Origin of the sequence: Niveispirillum sp. BGYR6 (assembly GCF_027568365.1) — a bacterium.
In the GTDB taxonomy this organism is placed as follows: domain Bacteria; phylum Pseudomonadota; class Alphaproteobacteria; order Azospirillales; family Azospirillaceae; genus Niveispirillum.
This window is the reverse complement of sequence record NZ_JANLNL010000002.1, coordinates 902591-924693: the sequence shown is the minus strand read 5'-3', so window position 1 is coordinate 924693 and position 22103 is coordinate 902591. Positions and strand designations below refer to the sequence as shown.

The 22103-nt window shown below is 65.2% G+C and carries 12 protein-coding genes; 5 read left to right on the top strand and 7 right to left on the bottom strand.

The features are described from left to right. Positions 1-172: 172 nt before the first annotated feature. The 4 genes from PCJ49_RS08170 to thrC all read right to left on the bottom strand — a co-directional run bounded on the left by PCJ49_RS08170 (position 173) and on the right by thrC (position 7010). On the bottom strand, positions 173-3112 hold the full coding sequence (locus PCJ49_RS08170; protein ID WP_269910488.1) for a TonB-dependent receptor: 2940 nt from the start codon (positions 3110-3112) through the stop codon (positions 173-175). A 512-nt stretch (positions 3113-3624) separates the two neighbouring features. Continuing rightward, positions 3625-4254, bottom strand: coding sequence for a GNAT family protein (locus PCJ49_RS08165; RefSeq protein WP_089286329.1), 630 nt, complete (start codon positions 4252-4254; stop codon positions 3625-3627). Between the two features lie 41 nt (positions 4255-4295). Next, complete coding sequence (locus PCJ49_RS08160; RefSeq protein ID WP_269910515.1) at positions 4296-5513, bottom strand: pitrilysin family protein; 1218 nt, start codon at positions 5511-5513, stop codon at positions 4296-4298. Between the two features lie 93 nt (positions 5514-5606). Continuing rightward, positions 5607-7010: a threonine synthase gene (thrC, locus tag PCJ49_RS08155; RefSeq protein ID WP_269910487.1), complete on the bottom strand. Its 1404-nt coding sequence runs from the start codon at positions 7008-7010 to the stop codon at positions 5607-5609. A 279-nt stretch (positions 7011-7289) separates the two neighbouring features. Here thrC and PCJ49_RS08150 point away from each other — a divergent pair, with 279 nt between their 5' ends. Continuing rightward, positions 7290-7871 (top strand): hypothetical protein, encoded by a 582-nt coding sequence (locus tag PCJ49_RS08150; RefSeq protein ID WP_089367386.1) that lies wholly within the window; start codon positions 7290-7292, stop codon positions 7869-7871. Positions 7872-7898: 27 nt separating this feature from the next. Beyond that, entirely contained in the window at positions 7899-8423 is a 525-nt protein-coding gene (locus tag PCJ49_RS08145) for a hypothetical protein (RefSeq protein WP_269910486.1), read from the top strand. Positions 8424-8575: 152 nt separating this feature from the next. Here PCJ49_RS08145 and PCJ49_RS08140 read toward each other — a convergent pair whose 3' ends face one another. Then, entirely contained in the window at positions 8576-9205 is a 630-nt protein-coding gene (locus PCJ49_RS08140) for a DsbA family protein (protein WP_269910485.1), read from the bottom strand. Between PCJ49_RS08140 and PCJ49_RS08135 the strand changes: the two genes are divergently transcribed. Both PCJ49_RS08135 and PCJ49_RS08130 read left to right on the top strand, forming a co-directional pair. Next, on the top strand, positions 9204-9359 hold the full coding sequence (locus PCJ49_RS08135; protein ID WP_269910484.1) for a hypothetical protein: 156 nt from the start codon (positions 9204-9206) through the stop codon (positions 9357-9359). The genes PCJ49_RS08140 and PCJ49_RS08135 overlap by 2 nt on opposite strands. A gap of 29 nt (positions 9360-9388) precedes the next feature. Then, positions 9389-9919 (top strand): GNAT family N-acetyltransferase, encoded by a 531-nt coding sequence (locus tag PCJ49_RS08130; protein ID WP_269910483.1) that lies wholly within the window; start codon positions 9389-9391, stop codon positions 9917-9919. A 2-nt stretch (positions 9920-9921) separates the two neighbouring features. Here the strand turns inward: PCJ49_RS08130 and PCJ49_RS08125 are convergent, their stop codons facing one another. Both PCJ49_RS08125 and PCJ49_RS08120 read right to left on the bottom strand, forming a co-directional pair. Next, positions 9922-10632, bottom strand: a complete 711-nt coding sequence (locus tag PCJ49_RS08125; protein ID WP_269910482.1) for a hypothetical protein — start codon at positions 10630-10632, stop codon at positions 9922-9924. 13 nt (positions 10633-10645) lie between these two features. Further along, positions 10646-12340 carry a ShlB/FhaC/HecB family hemolysin secretion/activation protein gene (locus PCJ49_RS08120; protein WP_269910481.1) on the bottom strand — a complete coding sequence of 565 codons (1695 nt, stop codon included), beginning with the start codon at positions 12338-12340 and terminating at the stop codon, positions 10646-10648. 213 nt (positions 12341-12553) lie between these two features. On the opposite strand from PCJ49_RS08120, the gene PCJ49_RS08115 reads away from it, so the two are divergent. Next, the gene (locus PCJ49_RS08115; RefSeq protein WP_269910480.1) at positions 12554-22102 is read left to right on the top strand and encodes an MBG domain-containing protein; all 9549 of its coding nucleotides are present in this window, start codon (positions 12554-12556) and stop codon (positions 22100-22102) included. Position 22103 lies beyond the last annotated feature (1 nt).

The window sequence follows — 22103 nt, the reverse complement described above, 5'->3', positions numbered from 1 at the left end:
AGAAGGGGGGGCGATTGCCAGCCGTTGCGGGCGATGCCGCCCGGCCGCCATGGCAAAAAAAAGGCGGACCCGCGAAGGTCCGCCTGAAGGCAAATGAAGCAATCGTAACATAAAGACCGGTCGGGACCGGCCGTCGGTGACGGGGAGGCCCCCGCCACCGTCACCGCCACGATCAGAACTTGACCGTGGTGGACAGGAAGAAGCGCTGCCCCAGCACATCATAGGTGTTGGAGAAGGTGTTCTGCTGCGAACCGATCATGGTGTCCGGCAGCATCGGCGGCTTCTTGTCGAACAGGTTGGTCACACCGGCAGAGACGGTGACGCCTTCCAGCACTTCATAAGAACCGCTGAGGTCGAACAAGTAGTAGTCATCCACCTCCGGATAGACCAGCGTGTTGGCCGCGGACCCCGTCAACAGCGCCTCGTTCTTCCAGGAACCGATATAGTTCACCTGCATCGTGGTCGTCAGTGGGCCGCTGCGATAGGTGAAGCTGGCCGTGCTCTTCAAGCGGGGCAGCGGCTCACCGCAGAAGCTGGGGCCACCGTAACCGGCGCACTTGTAGACGAAGCCGTTGATCGCCGGCTGGTCATCATACTTGTAGCGATAGGTCACGTCGTTCTTGATGCGGAAGGTGCCATCGCCGAACAGCGCCAGGCTGTCGGGCAGATCGCCGTTCCAGACCCAGCCGAAATCGACACCGGCCGTGTTGCGGTTGGCATTGTTGACGGTCGGCACCTGCACCACCGCCAGATAGCCGTCGGCGGTACGGGTAATGGCGCGGCAGTTGGTGCTCTGCAGGTTCTTGCTGGTGAAGCAGTCGCGGATCACGCCGGCGGCACCGCCGCCGAAATCACCGATGCGGTCTTCCAGCTTGATCTGCCACCAGTCAATCGTGGCCGTGAATTCCGGCAGGAAGCTGGGGGTCAGCACGGCACCGACGGTCCAGGTCTTGGATTCCTCTTCCTTCAGCTCGGCACCGACGACGGAGGCACCCTGGATCAGGCTTTGCAGCTGGGTCGGACGGCCGGCATTGAAGGCCGCCGTGCCAACCACGCCGGCAGGCACGCCCTGGCTGATACAGAAGTTGCGGTCATAATTGGCGGCGGTCGACAGCAGGCAGGGGTCAACCGTGGAATTCAGGGTCGGGAAGCTGACCTGACCGCCACGGAACAGTTCCAGCACGTTGGGCGCACGCACAGCGGCCTGGAATTGGCCACGGAAGCCGATATCGGCCACCGGCGACCATTCCATACCAGCCTTCCAGGCCGTCACGCCGCCGACCGAGCTGTAATCGGAATAGCGGAAGGCGGCTTCGGCCGACAGGTTATGGAAGAAGGGCTGATCCTTCACCAGCGGGATATAGGTTTCAGCGAAACCTTCCCACACGTCGAAGGAACCGGCCGAGGACAAGGCTGGGTTGAAGCCCAGAATGTCGCCGGTACGGATGCTGTCATCCACCCGGTCGAAATACTTGTTCTTGCGCCATTCGGAGCCGATGGCCACGGAGAGCGCGCCGGCCGGCAGTTCAAACAGCGGACCGCTGATGGACCCGTTCCAGACCTGCTGTTCGAATTCCTGCATCCGGTTGGTATCGGACCGCACATAGGCAGCCGCAGCCTTGGAGATGCGGCCGGGCCCGAAAATATCGATCGGCACGCAGCCCTGGGCGCGGGCCGCGGCGTCAACGCAGACGGCGTTGCCAGCGGCGTCACGCGTGGCGTTCAGCGCCTGGCGCAGGCGGGACGACGACACGTCATTGCGCACGATCACATCGCGGCTGACGCGGCCGAAGGTGAAGTAGGTGTCGTACTTGAAGTCACCAAACAGATCGCCCTTGGTGCCAAAGGTGGTGTTGAAGGCGTTCTGGTTATTATCCTGCTCACGCGGGCCCAGTTCCGTCATGCGGCGGGACAGGGCGTTGGCCGTGGTGATGCTGGCATAATCATTGGCGGTGAAGCCAGCCGGCGCCACGAAGGTGGGATCGGCCGAGGCCGGATAAAGGGCGCGCAGCTGGGCCACCGTCTGGGCCGTCAGCTGCGGGTTGGTCAGGTTGATGCGGATCGGCGGCACACCGGGACGCGGCTGCGGAATATTCGCCGGCGTTTCAGCCAGCTGCAGCGGCACGCGGTTGGAGGTGTAGGTGGTTTCCGCATAGAGGTTGATATGGTCATTCACCTCATGCTTGCCGGTGGCATAGAGCGACCAGCGTTCCTGCGGCACGCGCAGATAGTTCACCGGCGAGAAATTATACAGGTCACCGGCGCTGGTGGGCGTGCGGGTGGAATTGAAGTTCCGCGGAACACCATTGGCATCCCAGGTCAGCACCGTCGTGCCGCGGGCCAGACGGGCACCGGGGGTGTTGGTGGAGCCGCTGAACAGCAGGGTCGGCTTGCCGTCGACCACGCCTTCGGTCAGCGCCTGCTTGGAGAAGTCGCGGTCGCCGGCCATCACTTCATCGCGCTTATTATATTCGGCGAAGAAGGTCAGATGGCTGCGGCCATCTTCCGAACCCGTACCCAGGGTGAAATTGATATTGCGTTCCTTGCCATCCCCTTCACCGGTGATGCCATAGCGCGCGCTGGCCTGGGCGCCCTGGAATTCATCGTTGAGGATGAAGTTCACGACGCCGGCGATGGCGTCGGAACCGTAAACGGCCGAGGCGCCACCCGTCAGCACCTGCACCTGCTTCACCAGGGAGGCGGGGATATTGTTCAGATCGACCGTGCCATCGCCATTGGTGGGGATGAAGCGGCGTCCATTGACCAGCACCAGGGTGCGGGAAGGTCCGATACCGCGCAGGTCGACCGTGGCGGAACCATTGCCGCCATTATTGGAGAAGGAACCCAACGAGGGGATGATCTGCGGCAGCTCGTTCAGCACGCTGTCCACGGTGGCGGCACCGGCCTGCTCGAAAGCGGCGGCATCGACGACAGCGACAGGGCTGGAGCTGGTCAGTTCGGGGCGGGCGATACGCGAACCCGTCACCACGATTTCTTCAATAACCGGCTCCTGCGCGGAGGCGGTTGAAACGACTGCCAAGCCGATAGCGGCACCAATCAGAAGGCTGCGACGCAGACGGCCATCGATCAATGCTTGTTTCTTTATCATCATAATCCCCTGTCGGATTGCCTGGGCCTTTTGTTTATGCGCAATGGCTTAGCCCAATGGTGAGATTCATGGCGCGCCCGCGACAGTCTGCAACGGTTCAGTTACAATTAGGGCCGGATTCCAGGGGGCTGTGGCTTCGTGGTCACAGGATTGCAAGGGAAAGAGAGTGTATCCAATAGGAAAAAAATTCTTTTTACCGGAAAAATTTCGAAATTTGAGTAAAAAATATAGAAATCTATAAGTATCATAAGAATTTAAAAATTGGCACCATCTGAATTAGCGCAGTAAATTTTCAAAAATTCGTGATAATTTTGGAAAAAATATCCCATGAATCTGATTTTCGATGAGGGATTGATACTTCGATTTTTTTTGATGTGATTGGAATTTTTATTTTATGTTGATTGGAAAATGTAATTTTAAATGAAATTTAATTGATAATTTAAATTTAATGCCCTGAAGGGCAGAATGCGCCGCTTCTTATACGGCGCTTGCGGCCAAACCCTGCATCCATGTTTTCAGGGCACGCGCACCGGGGCCGGATTCGCCATCTCGCCGCGCGCTGCCCAATCATCGCGCAGCATGGCATAGAGCAGATGGTCGGCCCATTTGCCATCAATGCGCAGATAGGCGCGGGCATAGCCTTCGCGGGTGAAGCCCACCTTTTCCAGCAGGCCGCTGCTGGGGATATTGCTGGGCAGACAGGCGGCTTCCACCCGGTGCAGCCCCAGCTGCCCGAAGGCGAAGGACAGCATCAGCCGGGCGCCCTCTGAGATGTAGCCATGGCGGGCATAAGGCTTGCCGGCCCAATAGCCCATGGTGCCCATCTGGGCCACGCCCCGGCGCACATTGGTCAGGCCGATGCCGCCGACCACCTCGTCCCCCGATTGGGTGAAGACCAGGAAGCTATAGGCCTCATCATCGCGCCATTCGCCGGCCTGCCGGCGCAGGCGGCGGCTGAAGGCTTCGCGGGTCAGGGCATCGGGCGGCCAGGTTGGTTCCCATGGCACCAGGAAATCCCGGCTGGCCTCCCGCAACTCCGCCCAGGGGCGCCAGTCTTTGGGCTGGGCCGGGCGGATATAGACACGGGCGCCATCCACGCGCAGTGCCGGGGGGCTCAATAACCCATCGGGGATCAATCTGATCAACGAAGCCGCCCCCCTTTGCTGTTCTTATTATTGTTATCGGCTCAGGCCACCAGACGCCCGGCCACGTCGTCATAGCTTTCCAGCCCCTCCAGCGGACCCAGGGCCGTCAGGGTGGGTTTGCTGGCAAAGATACGGTCGGCGCAGGCGGCGATGGCGTCCAGATCCACCGCATCCAGCCGTGCCACCGTCTCGGCCGGCGGGATGTAGCGGCCATGCGACAGCATCTGCGAACCCAGCTGTTCGGCCCGGTTGGTGGTGCTTTCCAGCCCCATCAACTGGCTGGCCTTCAACTGGGCGCGGGCGCGCGACACCTCATCCTGGGTCAGGCTGCGCGCCAGCCGGCGCACCTCCTCGCACACCACCGGCACCAGTTCGCCCGTGCTTTCCGGGCCGGTGCCGGCATAGATGGCAAAGACGCCGGTATCGGCCATCGACCAGTTGAAGCTGTGGATGGAATAGACCAGCCCGCGCTTCTCCCGCACCTCCTGGAACAGGCGGGACGACATGCCGCCGCCCAGCAGGGTGGACAGCATCAGCGTGGCATAGAGATCAGGATCGGTGTTGGACAGGCCCTGGAAGCCCAGCAGCAGATGCACCTGCTCCAGATCGCGCTCCTCCCGGAACTCCCCACCCTGATACAGCGCCTGTTCGGCCTGGATGGCCTCACCGGTCGGCAGGTCGGTGAACAGGCGGGCGGCCAGTTCCACCACCTGCTCATGGGTCACATTGCCGGCGGCGGCGACCACCATATTGGCCGGAACGTAGCGGCCATGCACATAATCCATCAGGGCGGTACGCGGCAGGGAACCGACAATATCCGCCGTGCCCAGCACCGGGCGGCCCAGCCGCTGGCCGGGGAAGGCGGTGGCCAGGAAATGGTCATAGACGATATCGTCGGGCGTATCCTCCGCCTGACCGATTTCCTGAATGATGACCTGGCGTTCCTTTTCCAGCTCCCCCTCATCGAACAGCGGGTGCTGCACCATGTCGGCCAGGATGCCCATGGCCAGCCCCAGATCCTCCTTCAGCACCTTGGCGTAATAGGTGGTCTGTTCGCGGCTGGTATAGGCATTCAGGTGCCCGCCGACATTCTCGATCTCCGCCGAGATGGCGAAGGCGTCGCGCGTCGGCGTGCCCTTGAACAGCATATGTTCCACCACATGGGCCACGCCATTGGCGGCCAGCGGTTCATGCCGGCTGCCGACACCAAACCACACGCCGACCGTCACGGTCTCCACATGCGGCATGGTGTCGGTCATGACCCGCAGCCCGTTGGGCAGGGTGGTCAGGCGGATATTCTCAGGGGTCGGGAAAGCGAAGTTGCTCACGTAGGGCTTTCTTCCATCAATGTCTTAGTTGCCCAGAATGCGGGCGCGGGCTTTCACATGATCTTTCAATATCTGGATATCGTTGGGAAGGATGTCCATCCTCTCCACCCGGTCATAAAGATCGGCCAGATGACGCGGCAGCGGCGGGCGCACGCCGGTGGCCTTTTCCACCGCATCGGGGAACTTGGCCGGATGGGCGGTCCCCATCACCACCAAAGGCACCGACGGGTCCAGATCCGACGCGCGGGCGGCGGCGACGCCAACGGCACTATGCGGATCAACCAGATAGCCGGAACCTTCATAGGCCTGCTTCATCACCGACAGCGTCTCGGTGGTGTCGCAGCGATAGCCCTCGAACAATTCCCGCACGCGGGCCAACTGACCCTGGCTCACCTCAAACCGGCCGGTTTTACGGAAACCATCCATGCATTGGGCGACGGCGGCGCCGTCCCGGTCCATCAGGTCGAACAGCAGCCGTTCGAAATTGCTGGAGACCTGAATATCCATTGACGGGCTGATGGTCGGCACCACCCCGTCGGCCTGCATCGCACCAGAGGCGAAGAAGCGGGCCAGAATGTCATTCTCGTTGGTGCCGACAATCAGGCGCTTCACCGGCACGCCCATCTGGCGGGCGGCATAGGCGGCATAGACATTGCCGAAATTGCCCGTGGGCACGGCAAAGGCCACTTCCCGATCCGGCGCACCCAGCGCCACGGCAGCCGCCACGTAATAGACGATCTGGGCCATGATGCGGGCCCAGTTGATGGAGTTCACGGCCGACAGGTTCAGCGCATCGCGGAACGGCTGGTCGTTGAACATCGCCTTCACGGCATCCTGGCAATCATCGAACGTGCCCTGAAGGGCGACGTTATGCACGTTGCTGGACAGAACCGTCGTCATCTGCCGGCGCTGCACTTCCGAGGTGCGGCCCTGTGGGTGCAGGATGACGATATCCACCCGTTCCCGGTCGCGGCAGGCCTCAATCGCGGCCGAGCCGGTGTCACCGCTGGTGGCACCGACGATGGTGACGCGGCTGTCCTTCTTGGCCAGCACATGGTCGAACAACTGGCCCAGCAGCTGCAAGGCCACGTCCTTGAAGGCCAATGTCGGCCCGTGGAACAGTTCCATCATCCAGGTGCGCTGGTCGATCTGTACCAGCGGCACCACCGCCTTATGGGCGAAGCTGCCATAGGCGGCATTGACCAGCCGGGCGAAATCATCGCGGGTGATGGTGCCGCCCAGGAAGGGGAGCATCACCTCCACCGCCAGTTCGCCATAGGTCAGGCCACGGAAACGGCGCAGATCATCCGGGGTGAGCTGCGGCCACGCCGCCGGCACATAAAGCCCGCCATCGCGGGCCAACCCCGCCAGCAGAACCTCGTCGAAAGCCAGGGACGGCGCCTGGCCGCGCGTGCTGATGTAAGACAAGTTCACCCCGTTACCCGGAATTCTCCCAAACGGCGATACCCTATCCAGGGTGCGGCCCGTCAGCAAGGACGGGCGGCCCGGCGCCACGCAAACCCGTCATGCCCGGCACGCCCGGCGGGCGCCGCTTTGTTAATTTTTCACTTTCGGATGGGGCCTAGGCAGCAGGCGCTATATCGTTGGCACCCGAAGCGCGGGTATATTAGAGCGTGTAGGGTTTCTGCTGGCGGATATTCCAGGCGGCAGGGACGCATAACATGTTCGTGCGGACAGACGGGCCGGATGGCGATGGGTTACATGCACGGGATCATGGTGGGGGTGATGATGGGCTTCGGTGCCTATCTTTTCACCTATCTGCTGGGCCGCTTCGTGGAAAGCAGCATCCTGTCACGTCCCGATCTGCGCCGGGCGGAGGAAGCGTTGCCCCGCCGTTCCCTGCTGGAAGCCAAGTTTGACACACGGCGCAGCGACCGCCGTGCCCGGCTGGGGGTGTTGACGGCGGAAATCACCGATCTGCGCCGCCGCCGTTTCCTGCAGGATAAGGCGCTGGCCGATGCGCGGCGGGAGGCACAGGCCCCTATCCGCGTGGTGGGGGCGGAAGGGCAGGCCTTCCTGAAATTCCGCGCCTGGCTGGTGAACCGGCAGGTGCAGATGGCGGTGGCCGACCGCAAGCGCCACCCCACCCTGGATGGCGAATGGGCCCAGCCGCAGATCGTGGAGGTCTGGGCCGATTCGCTGGGCGATGCCCGCAAGGAAATCCAGCGCTTTTACCCTGTGCCGCTGGGTTTCAGTACGTTATCCATCTCGCTGGAGCAGGCGGGCCCCGCCGAGGGTCAGGAAACGGCCAAGGCTGTGGCCGGTTGAGGCTGGGGTGAACGGGAAGGGAGTGCGATGAACGTTTCGTTGCTCCTGGCGGCATTGCTGGTCTTCATGGCGGTGGCTATCGGCCTTGATCAGGCCATGCGCCGCGTGCGGGCGGCGCGCAAACGGTACCAGACCGTGATTGCCAAACAGGGCCAGCAGACGGAGCGGCTGCGCGCGGCCGCGCGGGAGAGCCTGACGCTGGGCCGGGAGGTACGCAATGTTCAACGCACCGCCGATCTGTTGAGCGAGGAGTTGGTTCGTTTCGAGGAGGAGATGCACCAGCTGGCCCGACCGGAAAACCGCATCTTCGTGCTGGATGAACGGCGCGGCGTGCTGGACCGGGGCTGGCTGGTCATTGTGGACAGTGCCGGCCCGCAGCCCGACAGCCGGCAGATGCCGCCCTGGGTGGGCAGCCGCCGCTTCCGTGTCTGGGCCGCAGACGAAGCAGCGGCGCGCGCCAAGGTGGAACGTCGCTATCCGCCCGATGGTGTCTATCTGATCCAGAGCATTCAGCCGCTGACGATGCCCACCCCGGCCAACAGCAGCGGATGAATTTATACGCGTCTCCCTCATGCGCCGGGCGGGCGCATCCGCGCCCTTGGCTTGCGGCACCACGTGGTGCCGGGCCGGCAGTCGCCGGCCTCCAACCGGCCTGAAGCTAAACCTTCAGGCCGGTTGGTATTGTATCCCTCAAGGGCCGCTGGTCAGCCGGCCTGTTTGGCGTCCAGCACTGCCTGACGCAGCAATGACAGCCGGTCATTGCCATAGACCATTTCCTTGCCGGCCACGACAAAGCTGGGCACGCCGAAACAGCCGGCCTTGACGGCGGCAGAAACGAAACCAGCGGCCTGGGCGGCGGTTTCCGGGTCGTTCAGCATCGGTTCGAACAGGTGGGGTTCGATGCCGACGGCATCATTGGCGATGCGCAGGCACAGCGCATCATCGGCGGGGCTGGCCCCTTCCACGAAGATGGCCTTCATCAGGGTGCGGGCGAAGACCTGCCCGGCATCGAACCGCCGCGCCGCCACGCAGGCCAGCGCCAGACGCGGCGGATTGGGCATCACCACATCCTTGTAATCACGGAAGGGCACGCCATAGAGCCGGGCGAAGCGCTCCAGGTCAGTGCGCCGATAATCGGGGCGGAACTGGCCGGAATGCGGCACCGCCTGTTCCAGATCATAGCCCGCCGCCCGGTTCAGCGCCCGGGCAGAGACGGGATACCAATCCACCCGGCAGCCGGTTTCAATCTGCAGCTTCGACAGTTGCGTGGATGCCAGATAGGCATAAGGGCTGGCCGGGCTGAAATAGAAATCAACGGTGACGGGGCCGGGCATGATGGCGGTCAGCTTTCAAGATGGTGAGGTCACGGGACAGGGCCCCAGGCTTGCCAGCAAGCCCGCCCGGATGCAAGGGCCGAACAGCGGGATGTTTTTGCTGCTGTCCCTGGTGGAGCCTGCAATCAATACCTATCTGACGTCAGCAAAATAAAACACAAGACTGAGGCAGCAGAGCTTTAAATGGACATGATCAAAACCGACCGGCTGATCCTGCGGAAATTCCAGACCGGGGATGCGGCGGATTTATGGGCTTATCTGTACAAGCCGACGGTGAGTTGTTTTTTCTCGCTCAAGCTGGATGATCTTGCCGCCGCCGAAGCAGAAGTTGAAAAGCGCAGCCAGGATGATGAGCATATTGCCGTCTGCCTGCGCGATGGCGGCCGGCTGATCGGCGACCTGTTTGCGATGTTTGAGGAGCCGGATACCTATTCCGTCGGCTGGAATTTCAACCCGGATGTCGCCGGGGCCGGCTATGCGTCAGAGGCGGCGCGGGCCCTGTTTGCCCATCTGTTCACGGTCAAACAGGCCCGCCGGCTTTATGCCTATGTGGAAGATACCAACCTGTCGTCGCAACGCCTGTGCCAGCGGCTGGGAATGCGGCAGGAGGGGCTGTTCCTCGACTATATCAGTTTCGGCAAGGACGCGAACGGCACGCCGCTTTACGAAAACACCATGCAGTACGCCATTCTGCGCCGCGAATGGCGGGGGTGACCTCACTTCCCCGCCAGTTGCCTGCCCAGGGCCTGGGCCTGGCGTTCGCAGCCCTTGGCCAGCATCCAGGCGGCCAGCATCCGGTCACCCTTCACCGCCTCGGGGGCGACATGCAGGGTGACAGCACTGCTTTTGCCATCCATGTCAAACAGATAGGTTGCCCCATCGGCAAAGGGCACATCGGCCGGCAGGGCCAGATCCTGCGCGCCGGCGGGCCAGGGGGTGGTGGCGGTCCAGGCGCGGTCGGCCGGGGCGAGGGTCAGGTCGGTGGCCGCCGTCGCCGCGCGCCACAGCACCGGGGCGGCCCCCGGTTGCAGGCAGCCATGGCCGGACTGGCTGGCATCCACCAGCCAGGGGCGGGGCAGCGGCTGGGCGCTGCTGGCGGCGCGCACGGCACCCAGCGACGCCGTGTCACTGTCCCGCGCGCTCAGCAGGCTGGCCAGCGACTGGGTGACCCCGCCGCTGCTGCCGCCGGCACCATTGCCCGGCTTGCCGCTGAACGGCCCCTGCAGGTTGATGGTGGCACCATCGGCCGAGACCAGCACCAGCCGGCTGCCCGCCGGCAGCGACAAGGCTGCCTCGCTATCCAGCACCTGACCAGGGGCCAGGGCCGGTGCGCTGGATTCCACCACCACCAGTTCGGCGGCAGCGGCGGGCAGGGCGGTGGCGGCGGTCAGCAGCAGGGCAAGGGCGGACAGGCGGTTCAGGGCCATGGTGAAATTTCCCTCAGAAGGAGACGGCCAGATCGATGAAGAAACGCGGATCGGGGTCGGTCAGGCCGGGCAGGTCCAGTTTGGTCAAGGGCACCGCCACCTCCCCGGACAGGCTGAAACCGGCCGGCAGCGCCAGCCGGACGCCACCCCCGATTGAGGTGAGATCGGCATCCAGCGCCACAGATTGCCACACCCGCCCCCAATCCGCATAGGCATAGAGGGTCGCAGCCTGTACGACCCGCCCGGACCAGGGCAGGCGATACTGCAGTTCGGCACTGGCGGCCATGCCGCGCGGCCCCGCCAGATCGCCACTGTTATAGCCGCGGCCGAAGCGGCTGCCGCCCAGCACGAACTCTTCGCCGGCCACCAGCACATCATCGGTCCATTGGCCCGACAGGCTGAGCGTGGCGGCCAGCCCTTCGGCCAGCCGCACGCTGCCGGTGGCCTGTCCTTCCAGCTTGGTGAAGCCGGTATCGATCCCGCTGCGCGACGTGATTTTACCGGCCTTGGGGGAGGCACCCAGCATATCCAGCCCCTGGGTCAGCCCGGTGGAAAGCTGAAACGCTGTACCGGCCCAGCCGCTCCAGGACAGGGTTAATTGCCCTTTCAGGTTGCGCCAATCATCCTGCGTATAGGGAAAGCCCAGAATATCCACCTTGGCCTGCTGCGCCGTCCATCCCACCTCACCCTGCAGGTTCAAGCTACGCGAGCGGATGATGGGATAGGCCAGCCGCTGCCCGGCCGACCAGCTTTCCGTGCGGACAGCAAAGGGTCGCAGCGAGGCACCGGGCCGCCCGCGTGACCAGGAACCCTGGCTGGAGAGCAGCCAGCCATCACCGCCCAGCGGCTGCTGATAGCGGCCATTCACCGCCCGCTGTTCCCGGCTGTCCGGCGTGCCGGAGACGGTCAGGCCGATCTGTTCTTCCTGCCCCAGCAGGCCATTGGCGTAGAGATCGGCATAAAGGCTCCAGGGGCCGGCATAGTCTGACCCGTGATTGCCGATGCCTGCCGACCCGCCCCAGGGCTGACGGGCCACCGTGACCACCAGTTCCGCCGCCCCGAAATCCGCCCCCGGCCGCAGCACGGCATTGATATCGGTGCCCGGCAGATCATCGGCCAGCAGCAGGGCGCGTTCCAGCCGGTCGATGCGGGCGGGCTTGGTGGCAATCGCCGCCGCTGTCATGGCCGTCAGCCGGTCGGTGATGGCGGCATCGCCCTTTTCCACCAGCAGCCGGTCGATATGCCCTTCGATGACGCGGATGCGCAGGGTGCCGTCCGCCAGTTCCTGCGCCGGCACATAGGCGCGCGTCAGCACATAGCCCAGGGCGACGTAACGGTCCTGGATGGCATCGGCCAGGGCCGCCACCTCGGCCAGCGTCACCGGGTGGCCCAGCAAAGGCTGGATCAGCGGATCATAGAAGGCGGGGCCGACGATGCTGGCCCCCTCCACCTGGATCGCCCGCAGGGTGAAGCGCAGCTCCTGCCCCTCCTTGGGCGCCGGGCGGGACCGGTTCTGCGTGGGGATGGAAAATTGCAGTTTGGCTTCCGGCGGGCGGCGCTGCTGTTCCTCAATCGCGGGCGGCAGGGTGCCGCGCCCCGGCTGCACCGCGCCCGGCAGGGCGGGGGGCGCGGACTGGCCCTGGGCAGCCGGAATGCCGGCCAGCAGCAGGCCACCCGTCAACAGCGTCCATCCCAGGTGCCGGGGCATTTTCAGGGAACCATTCATGTGCATGATTGCGCAGGTCATTTCACGAAAGCCGGCGGGGGCAAAGGCGGGTGGCAGGTTTGTCAACCGGCGTTGATAAATCCCCGTTCATAGAGCGCCAACCAAGCGGCATAGGGGGCAAACCCGCTAAGAATGGGCGGGAAGGTCTGGCCATCGCCCTTTCCGCGCCCCCGAAACCGGCAAGGTTCCGCCCCCGTGCCCCGCAAAAACGCCTTTTCCCCCCGTGCCTTGCCGCTGTTCATGCTGCTGTCGGGTGTCAGCGCGCTGGCCTTGCAGGCCCAGGCGCAGCAGGCCCCGGCTGTTGCCCCGACAGGGGCCAGCGTGGTGTCGGGCAGGGTGGGAATCGAAACCAACGGCGCCCAGACCATCATCAACCAGTCCAGCGATCGGGCTTTGGTCAACTGGTCGCGCTTTGATACGGCGGCGGGCCAGCATGTGCAGGTCAATCAGCCGGGCAGTACTTCCCTGCTGGTCAACCGCGTCACCGGCGGGGCGGCGACGCGGTTCGATGGCACCCTGTCGGCCAATGGACAGGTCTTCCTGCTGAATGAGGCGGGGATTTTCTTCGGCAGCACAGCGCAGATCAATGCCGCCGGCTTCCTGGCCAGCACGGGCCGGCTGGATGAGCAATCCTTCCTGGCCGGCGGCACGGTGCGGATCGAACTGGCCGACAGCCTGTCCCGCATCGTCAACCAGGGCGTGATCCGGGTGGCGGAGGGTGGCTATGCCGCCCTGGCCGCCGGCATCGTGCAGAATAAGGGCGTGGTGGAGGCGCGGCTGGGCCATGTGGTGCTGTCCGGTGCGGAAAGCTTCACCCTGGATCTGGCTGGCGACGGGCTGTTGAGCTTCGCCGTGCCGGCCGGCAGTGCCGCCGGTCAGGTGCTGAACCAGGGCCATCTGGGTGCCGATGGCGGGACCGTGCTGTTGACGGCACGCGGCGGGCGCGATGCCATGGCCGGCGTGATCAACAGCAGCGGCAGCATCCAGGCCCAGACGGTGCAGGAACGCGGCGGCCGGATCATCATCGCTGGCGATGATGGCGTCTCGGTGGAGCTGTCGGGCCGGGTTGATGCCTCTGCCGCCAGCGGCCAGGGCGGCGGCATCAGCGTGGATGGCGGGGCCATCGCGCTGACCGGGGCCAACCTGTCCGCCGATGGGGCATCGGGTGGCGGCAGCGTTTCCATCGGCGGTTCGCCCAAGGCGGACCGGCTGGCGCAGACGGTCGCCATGGATGCGGCCAGCCAGATCAGCGCCGATGCCAAGGCGCAGGGCGATGGCGGCCGCATCACGCTCTGGTCACGCAAAACGACCGAGGCGGAAGGGGCGATTTCCGCCCAGGGCGGGACGGCCGGCGGTGATGGCGGCTTTGTTGAGGTCTCCTCCAAGGGTGGGGTGCGGCTGACCGGCGCTCTCTCGCTGGGGGCGCTTGCCGGCAAGGGCGGTACGCTGCTGCTGGACCCGACCGATATCATCATCGACGATCTGGCCGACCTGTCGGGAGTCGGGGCTGCCGATCTGGGCGTTTCGGTGGAAAGTCTGGCGGCCAGCAGCGCCAGCATTGTCTATCTGGAAGCCGACAATAACATCATCATCCGCGATCTGGCGGCGGGCGGCGTCACCATGCTGCCCAATGTCTCCCTGTCGCTGAAGGCCGGGCTGGACAGCGGGGCAGCGGAAGGCAGCATCAAATTCCTGACCAGCGGCACCCAGCTCACCACCAGCGGCAGCGGCCGCATCACCCTGGACGCGCGCGGCAATATCGACGGTGCCTTCAAGCTGACCAGCGGTGCCGGCGATATTGTGGTCGCCGCTGGCGGCACCATGCGGCTGACCGGAGCCGATATCCGCACCAGCAGCGGCGATATCACCCTGGTTGCCGGCCATCGCAGCGGCGGCCAGGGTGCCATCGTGCTGACCGATACCAACATCCATGCCGATCATGGCTGGGTCATCCTGTCCGGCGGGCCGGGGCTGGATACGACCAGCCTGCTGGAAATCTACAGCGCCACCGGCACGGCCAGCGATGCGGCCGGTATCACCCTGTCCAACAGTTCCATCAGCATCGATCAGGGGGAAATCACCCTGCGCGGTCGCGGCAGTGATTTCGGCGCTTCCGGCGGCAATCACGGCATCGCCATCACCAATGGCAGCGTGCTCAGCGCCGGCGACGGCTATATCAGCCTTTATGGGGAGGCATCCGGGACCGGTGGCGGCAGCTATGGCGTGCTGGTCAGCGGGGCGGGCACCCGCCTTTCCATCACGGGGAGCGGCGGCCTGAGCCTGCGCGGCACCGCCACCAACAGCGTCGGCCGGGGGCAGGGCGATAATAGCGGCATCGTCATCGCCGACGGGGCGGCCCTGTCGGTTGCGACGGGGGCCATGCGCCTGACCGGCACTGGCGGGACCACCGACCTGGCCGGGCCGGAAGACAGCGACGATGGCGGCAATGACGGGGTGCGGATCCAGGGGGCTGCCACCCGCCTGACCATCAATGGCGGCCGGCTGGTGCTGAACGGCACCGGCGGCACGGCCGGGACCGGTTCTTCCGGTGCCGACAGTCTGGGTGTGGTGGTGGATGGGGCGGTGATCGCCGGCACCACCGGGGCGGAACTGACCATCACCGCCGATGGGGACAGCGGGGCCAGCGCCGATAGCCATGGTGAAAAGGGCGTCGGCCTGTGGCTGGGCAATGGCGCGGTGCTGGGGCAGGCGGGGTCGGATGCCACGCTGTCGCTGGAATTGCGCGATCTGGCCATCAGCGGCGGGGCCGCCATTCTGGGCGCTGGTACCATCGCCATTACCACGCAGGACAGCGGAGACAGTATCGGGCTGGGGGATGGGGTCACCGGCTCCCTGCATATTTCGGCGGCTGAGATGGCGGCCATTTCCAGCAGCTTCACCCAGCGGACCGTCGGTCATCTGGAGGGTTCGGGGGAGCTGCGTGTCGGCGATGTGGCCCTGACCGGCCGCACAAGGCTGCGCATGGATGGGGCCGATGGCCGGATCATCCTGTCGGGTGCCGTCAATGCCGGCGAAAACAGCCTCAGCCTGAATGGCGGCGGCATCAGCCAGACCGGCTCCAGCGTGTTGACGGCCGGGGTGCTGAATGCCGATGCGGTGGGCAGCCTGTCACTGACCGGGGCCAACCGGATCAGCGAATTGGGCACGATCAAGGCCGGCAGCGGGGTGGATATCCGCAGCACCAGCACCCTGATGGTGGGGGATGTGGATGCCGGTGCCGGCACCCTGCAACTGCTGGCCGATGGGGTTGACCTAATCCTGGGGGACGCGGCGACGCTGCGCAACAGCGGGGCCGGGCACGATATCATCCTGGCCAGCACCCGCGATTTCAAGGCCGACGACACAGCCAGCGTGACGGCCGGTGGCCGCTGGCTGATCTATTCCCGCTCTGCCGCCACGGCTGATCTGGGCACGCTGTCGGGTACCGTGCTGCGCGGCCGCTCCTATGCCGATCATCCGCCCGCCGGCGTGACGCAGAGCGGCAATCTGGTGCTTTATGCCGCCAGCGGCACCCTGACCGTCACTGCCAACGGCTTTACGCGCGCCTATGGTGCTGCCAATCCCGCCTTCACCTATACGATCACCGGGTTTGAGGCGGGGGACACGCTGGACAATACCATCAGCGGGGCGGCCCTGCTGGGTACCAGTGCCACCGCCGCGTCGGGGGTGGGCACCTATACGATCACCATCAGCCAGGGCACGCTTGCCAACAGCAAGGGCTATGATTTCAGCTATGCCACTGGCACGCTGACAATCAATCCGGCGGCGCTTGTGATTACTGCCAATGATGCCAGCCGCACCTATGGCACGGCGAACCCGGCCTTCACGGCGCGCTATGACGGGTTGGTGAATGGCGACACGGCCTCTGTGGTCAGTGGCTTGACGCTGGTGACGGGTGCCACGGCGGCGTCGGGCGTGGGCAGCTACGCCATCACCGGTTCGGGTGCCATGGCATCGAATTACACGATCAGCTATCAAGCTGGTGCGCTGAGCATCACGCCTGCGGCCTTGATTATCCAGGCCAACGACGCCAGCCGCACCTATGGCGCGGCGAACCCGGCTTTCACGGCGCGCTATGATGGGTTGGTGAATGGTGACACGGCCTCGGTGGTCAGCGGCCTGACCCTGGCGACCAGCGCGACGGCGGCGTCGGGTGTCGGCAGTTACGCCATCACCGGTTCGGGTGCGACGGCGGCGAACTACAGCATCAGCTATCAGGCGGGGGCGCTCAGCATCACCCCGGCGGCCTTGACCATCCGCGCCAATGATACCAGCCGCACCTATGGGGCAGCGAACCCGGCTTTCACGGCGCGCTATGATGGGTTGGTGAACGGTGACACAGCCTCGGTGGTCAGTGGCTTGACGCTGGCAACCAGTGCCACGGCGTCGTCAGGCGTGGGCAGCTACGCCATTACCGGTTCGGGTGCGACGGCGGCGAATTACACGATCAGCTATCAGGCGGGGGCATTGAGCATCACCCCAGCCGCCTTGACCATCCGCGCCAACGACGCCAGCCGCACCTATGGCGCTGCGAACCCCGCTTTCACGGCGCGGTATGACGGGTTGGTGAATGGCGACACGGCGTCGGTGGTCAGCGGCTTGACGTTGGCAACCAGCGCCACGGCGTCGTCAGGCGTGGGCAGCTACGCCATCACCGGGGCAGGAGCCACGGCGGCGAACTACAGCATCAGCTATCAGGCGGGCGCGCTGAACATCACCCCGGCTGCCTTGACCATCCGCGCCAACGACGCCAGCCGCACCTATGGCGCGGCCAACCCGGCTTTCACGGCGCGCTATGATGGGTTGGTGAATGGTGACACGGCTTCGGTGGTCAGCGGCCTGACGCTGGCGACCAGCGCAACGGCGGCGTCGGGTGTCGGCAGTTACGCCATCACCGGTTCGGGTGCGACGGCGGCGAATTACAGCATCAGCTATCAGGCTGGGGCGCTCAGCATCACCCCAGCGGCTTTGACGATCCGCGCCAATGATGCCAGCCGCACCTATGGGGCGGCGAACCCGGCTTTCACGGCGCGCTATGATGGCTTGGTCAATGGCGACACGGCGTCGGTGGTCAGCGGCTTGACGCTGGTGACCAGCAGCGCGACGGCTTCGTCGGGTGTTGGCAGCTACGCCATCACCGGGTCGGGTGCCACGGCAGCGAATTACGCGATCAGCTATCAGGCGGGTGCGCTCAGCATCACCCCAGCCGCCTTGACCATCCGGGCCAACGATGCCAGCCGCACCTATGGCGCTGCCAACCCGGCCTTCACGGCGCGGTATGATGGGTTGGTCAATGGCGACACAGCGTCGGTGGTCAGCGGCCTGACGCTGGCGACGAGCGCGACGGCCGCGTCGGGTGTCGGCAGCTATGCCATCACCGGATCGGGGGCGACGGCGGCGAATTACACGATCAGCTATCAGGCAGGGGCGCTAAACATCACCCCGGCGGCTTTGACCATCCGCGCCAACGATGCCAGCCGGAGCTATGGGGTGGCCAACCCAGCTTTCACGGCGCGCTATGATGGGTTGGTCAATGGCGACACGGCCTCGGTGGTCAGCGGCCTGGCGCTGGCGACGAGCGCGACGGTGGCGTCGGGTGTCGGCAGCTATGCCATCACCGGTTCGGGTGCGATGGCGGCGAATTACACGATCAGCTATCAGGCGGGGGCCTTGAGCATCACCCCGGCCGCCTTGACCATTCGTGCCAACGATGCCACCCGGACCTATGGCGCTGGCAACCCGGCTTTCACGGCGCGGTATGATGGGTTGGTCAATGGCGATACGGCCTCGGTGGTCAGTGGGTTGGCGCTGGCGACCAGCGCGACGGCGGCGTCGGGTGTTGGCAGCTACGCCATTACCGGCTCGGGTGCGACGGCGGCGAACTACACGATCAGCTATCAGGCTGGGGCCTTGAGCATCACCCCGGCGGCTTTGACGATCCGTGCCAACGATACCAGCCGCACCTATGGCGCGGCGAACCCGGCTTTCACGGCGCGCTATGATGGGTTGGTGAATGGCGACACGGCCTCGGTGGTCAGTGGGTTGGCGCTGGCGACGAGCGCAACGGCGGCGTCGGGAGTGGGTAGTTACGCCATCACCGGTTCGGGTGCCACGGCGTCGAACTACACGATCAGCTATCAGGCGGGTGCGCTCAGCATCACCCCGGCGGCTTTGACGATCCGTGCCAATGATGCCAGCCGGACCTATGGCGCGGCGAACCCTGCTTTCACGGCGCGCTATGATGGGTTGGTCAATGGCGACACGGCCTTGGTGGTCAACGGCTTGACGCTGGCGACCAGTGCGACGGCGGCGTCGGGAGTGGGCAGCTACGCCATCACCGGTTCGGGTGCGATGGCGGCCAATTACACGATCAGCTATCAGGCAGGGGCGCTAAACATCACCCCGGCGGCTTTGACGATCCGTGCCAACGATGCCAGCCGCACCTATGGCGCGGCCAACCCAGCTTTCACGGCGCGCTATGATGGGTTGGTCAATGGCGACACGGCCTCGGTGGTCAGCGGCCTGGCGCTGGCGACGAGCGCAACGGCGGCGTCGGGCGTGGGCAGTTACGCCATCACCGGTTCGGGTGCCACGGCGTCGAACTACACGATCAGCTATCAGGCTGGAGCGCTGGGCATCACCCCGGCGGCTTTGGCCATCCGGGCCAACGATGCCAGCCGGACCTATGGCGCGGCGAACCCTGCTTTCACGGCGCGCTATGATGGGTTGGTCAATGGCGACACGGCCTTGGTGGTCAGCGGCCTGACCCTGGCGACCAGTGCGACGGCGGCGTCGGGTGTCGGCAGCTACGCCATCACCGGATCAGGTGCCACGGCGGCGAATTACACGATCAGCTATCAGGCTGGGGCATTGAGCATCACCCCAGCCGCCTTGACCATCCGCGCCAACGACGCCAGCCGCACCTATGGCGCGGCGAACCCGGCTTTCACGGCGCGCTATGATGGGTTGGTGAATGGCGACACGGCGTCAGTGGTCAGTGGGTTGACGCTGGGGACGGATGCCACGGCGTCGTCAGGGGTGGGCAGCTACGCAATTACCGGGTTGGGAGCGACGGCGGCGAATTACACGATCAGCTATCAGGCGGGGGCATTGAGCATCACCCCGGCGGCTCTGACCATCCGCGCCAATGATGCCAGCCGCACCTATGGCGCGGCGAACCCGGCTTTCACGGCGCGCTATGACGGGTTGGTGAATGGCGACACAGCCTCGGTAGTCAGCGGCTTGACGCTGGCGACCAGCGCGACGGCGGCATCGGGTGTGGGCAGCTACGCCATCACCGGTTCGGGTGCGACGGCGGCGAACTACAGCATCAGCTATCAGGCGGGGGCATTGAGCATCACCCCGGCGGCTTTGACGATCCGCGCCAATGATGCCAGCCGCACCTATGGGGCGGCGAACCCGGCTTTCACGGCGCGCTATGACGGGTTGGTGAATGGCGACACGGCGTCGGTGGTCAGTGGCTTGACGCTGGTGACGGGTGCCACGGCGTCGTCAGGCGTGGGCAGCTACGCCATCACCGGGTCGGGAGCGACGGCGGCGAATTACACGATCAGCTATCAGGCGGGCGCGCTGAACATCACCCCGGCTGCCTTGACCATTCGGGCCAACGATGCCAGCCGCACCTATGGGGCGGCGAACCCGGCTTTCACGGCGCGCTATGATGGCTTGGTCAATGGCGACACGGCGTCAGTGGTCAGTGGCTTGACGCTGGCGACCAGCGCGACGGCGGCATCGGGTGTGGGCAGCTACGCCATCACCGGGTCGGGAGCGACGGCGGCGAACTACAGCATCAGCTATCAGGCGGGGGCCTTGAGCATCACTCCTGCAGCCTTGATTATCCGCGCCAACGATGCCAGCCGCACCTATGGGGCGGCGAATCCGGCCTTTACGGTGCGGTATGAGGGGTTGGTGAATGGCGACACAGCCTCGGTAGTCAGCGGCTTGACGCTGGCGACCAGCGCGACGGCGGCATCGGGTGTGGGCAGCTACGCCATCACCGGTTCGGGTGCGACGGCGGCGAACTACAGCATCAGCTATCAGGCGGGGGCATTGAGCATCACCCCGGCGGCTTTGACGATCCGCGCCAATGATGCCAGCCGCACCTATGGTGCGGCGAACCCCGCCTTCACGGCCCGGTATGACGGTTTGGTGAATGGTGACACGGCGTCGGTGGTCAGTGGCTTGACGCTGGCGACGGGTGCGACGGCTGCATCGGGTGTCGGCAGCTACGCCATCACCGGCTCGGGAGCCACGGCGGCGAATTACAGCATCAGCTATCAGGCGGGGGCCTTGAGCATCACGCCGGCCGCCTTGACCATCCGTGCCAACGATGCCAGCCGAACCTATGGCGCGGCGAACCCGGCCTTCACGGCGCGCTATGATGGGTTGGTGAATGGGGACACGGCGTCGGTGGTCAGCGGCTTGACGCTGGCGACCAGCGCGACGGCTTCGTCTGGCGTGGGGAGCTATGCCATCACCGGTTCGGGAGCGACGGCGGCGAATTACACGATCAGCTATCAGTCGGGGGCGTTGAGCATTACGCCCGCCGCCTTGACTATCCGGGCCAATGACGCCAGCCGGACCTATGGTGCGGCGAACCCAGCCTTCACGGCGCGCTATGACGGTTTGGTCAATGGGGACACGGCGTCGGTGGTCAGCGGCTTGACGCTGGCGACGGGTGCGACGGCTGCATCGGGTGTCGGCAGCTACGCCATCACCGGCTCGGGAGCCACGGCGGCGAATTACAGCATCAGCTATCAGGCGGGGGCCTTGAGCATCACGCCGGCCGCCTTGACCATCCGTGCCAACGATGCCAGCCGCACCTATGGTGCCTCCAACCCCGCCTTCACGGCGCGCTATGATGGGCTGCTCAATGGCGACACGGCCTCGGTGGTCAGCGGTTTGACCCTCAGCGCGGATGCCACGCCGGCATCCAATGTCGGTGCCTATCGGATCAGCCTGTCGGGGGCCACGGCTGCGAACTACACGATCAGCCTGCAATCCGGCACCTTGACGGTCATTCCGGCAGCACTGACCATCCGGGTGGCGGATGCCAGCCGGGTGCGGGGGGGGGCGAACCCCGCTTTCACGGTGATCTATGACGGGTTCGTCAATAGTGACAGCGCCGGCATTGTCAGCGGGTTGAGTGTGGCGACCCCGGCCACCAGCCTGTCCGATCTGGGATCCTACCGCATCACGGCCAGCGGGGCCGTTGCGGCCAATTATACGATCGCCTATCAGGAGGGCACTTTGACCGTGACAGCGCCCCCCGCCGGGCAATTGCCGGGGCCGGTCGCCTCGGTGGTGCCGGTCACCCAGGTGAATGCCATCAGCAATGTGCCGCCACCTTTGCCAAGTATCGCCAACGCCGGGACACCCGGTGGCAGTACCGTGGCGGCGGTTCTGCAGCCGGGTAGCCCGCCCGCGTCCTCACCCGCCAGCAACAGCAGCAGCGGCAGCGAAAGCCCCCCCGCCGCTGGTGGACAACCGGCGAACAGGGCCGATGCCCCGGCGGACCGGGTTGCCGAGGCGACGGCCCCGGCCGGCTCTGCCCCGGTCAGTGGCAGTGTGAATGACCGGGTGACGGCACCCCAGGTGCTGATCCCCGGTCTGCTGGTGCGGCAGAACGTGCCGCCGCCGGTTCCGGTGACGGGCACGCCGGGGCTGGACCAGAATTATCCGGTGATGGGACAGGGCTGGTAAG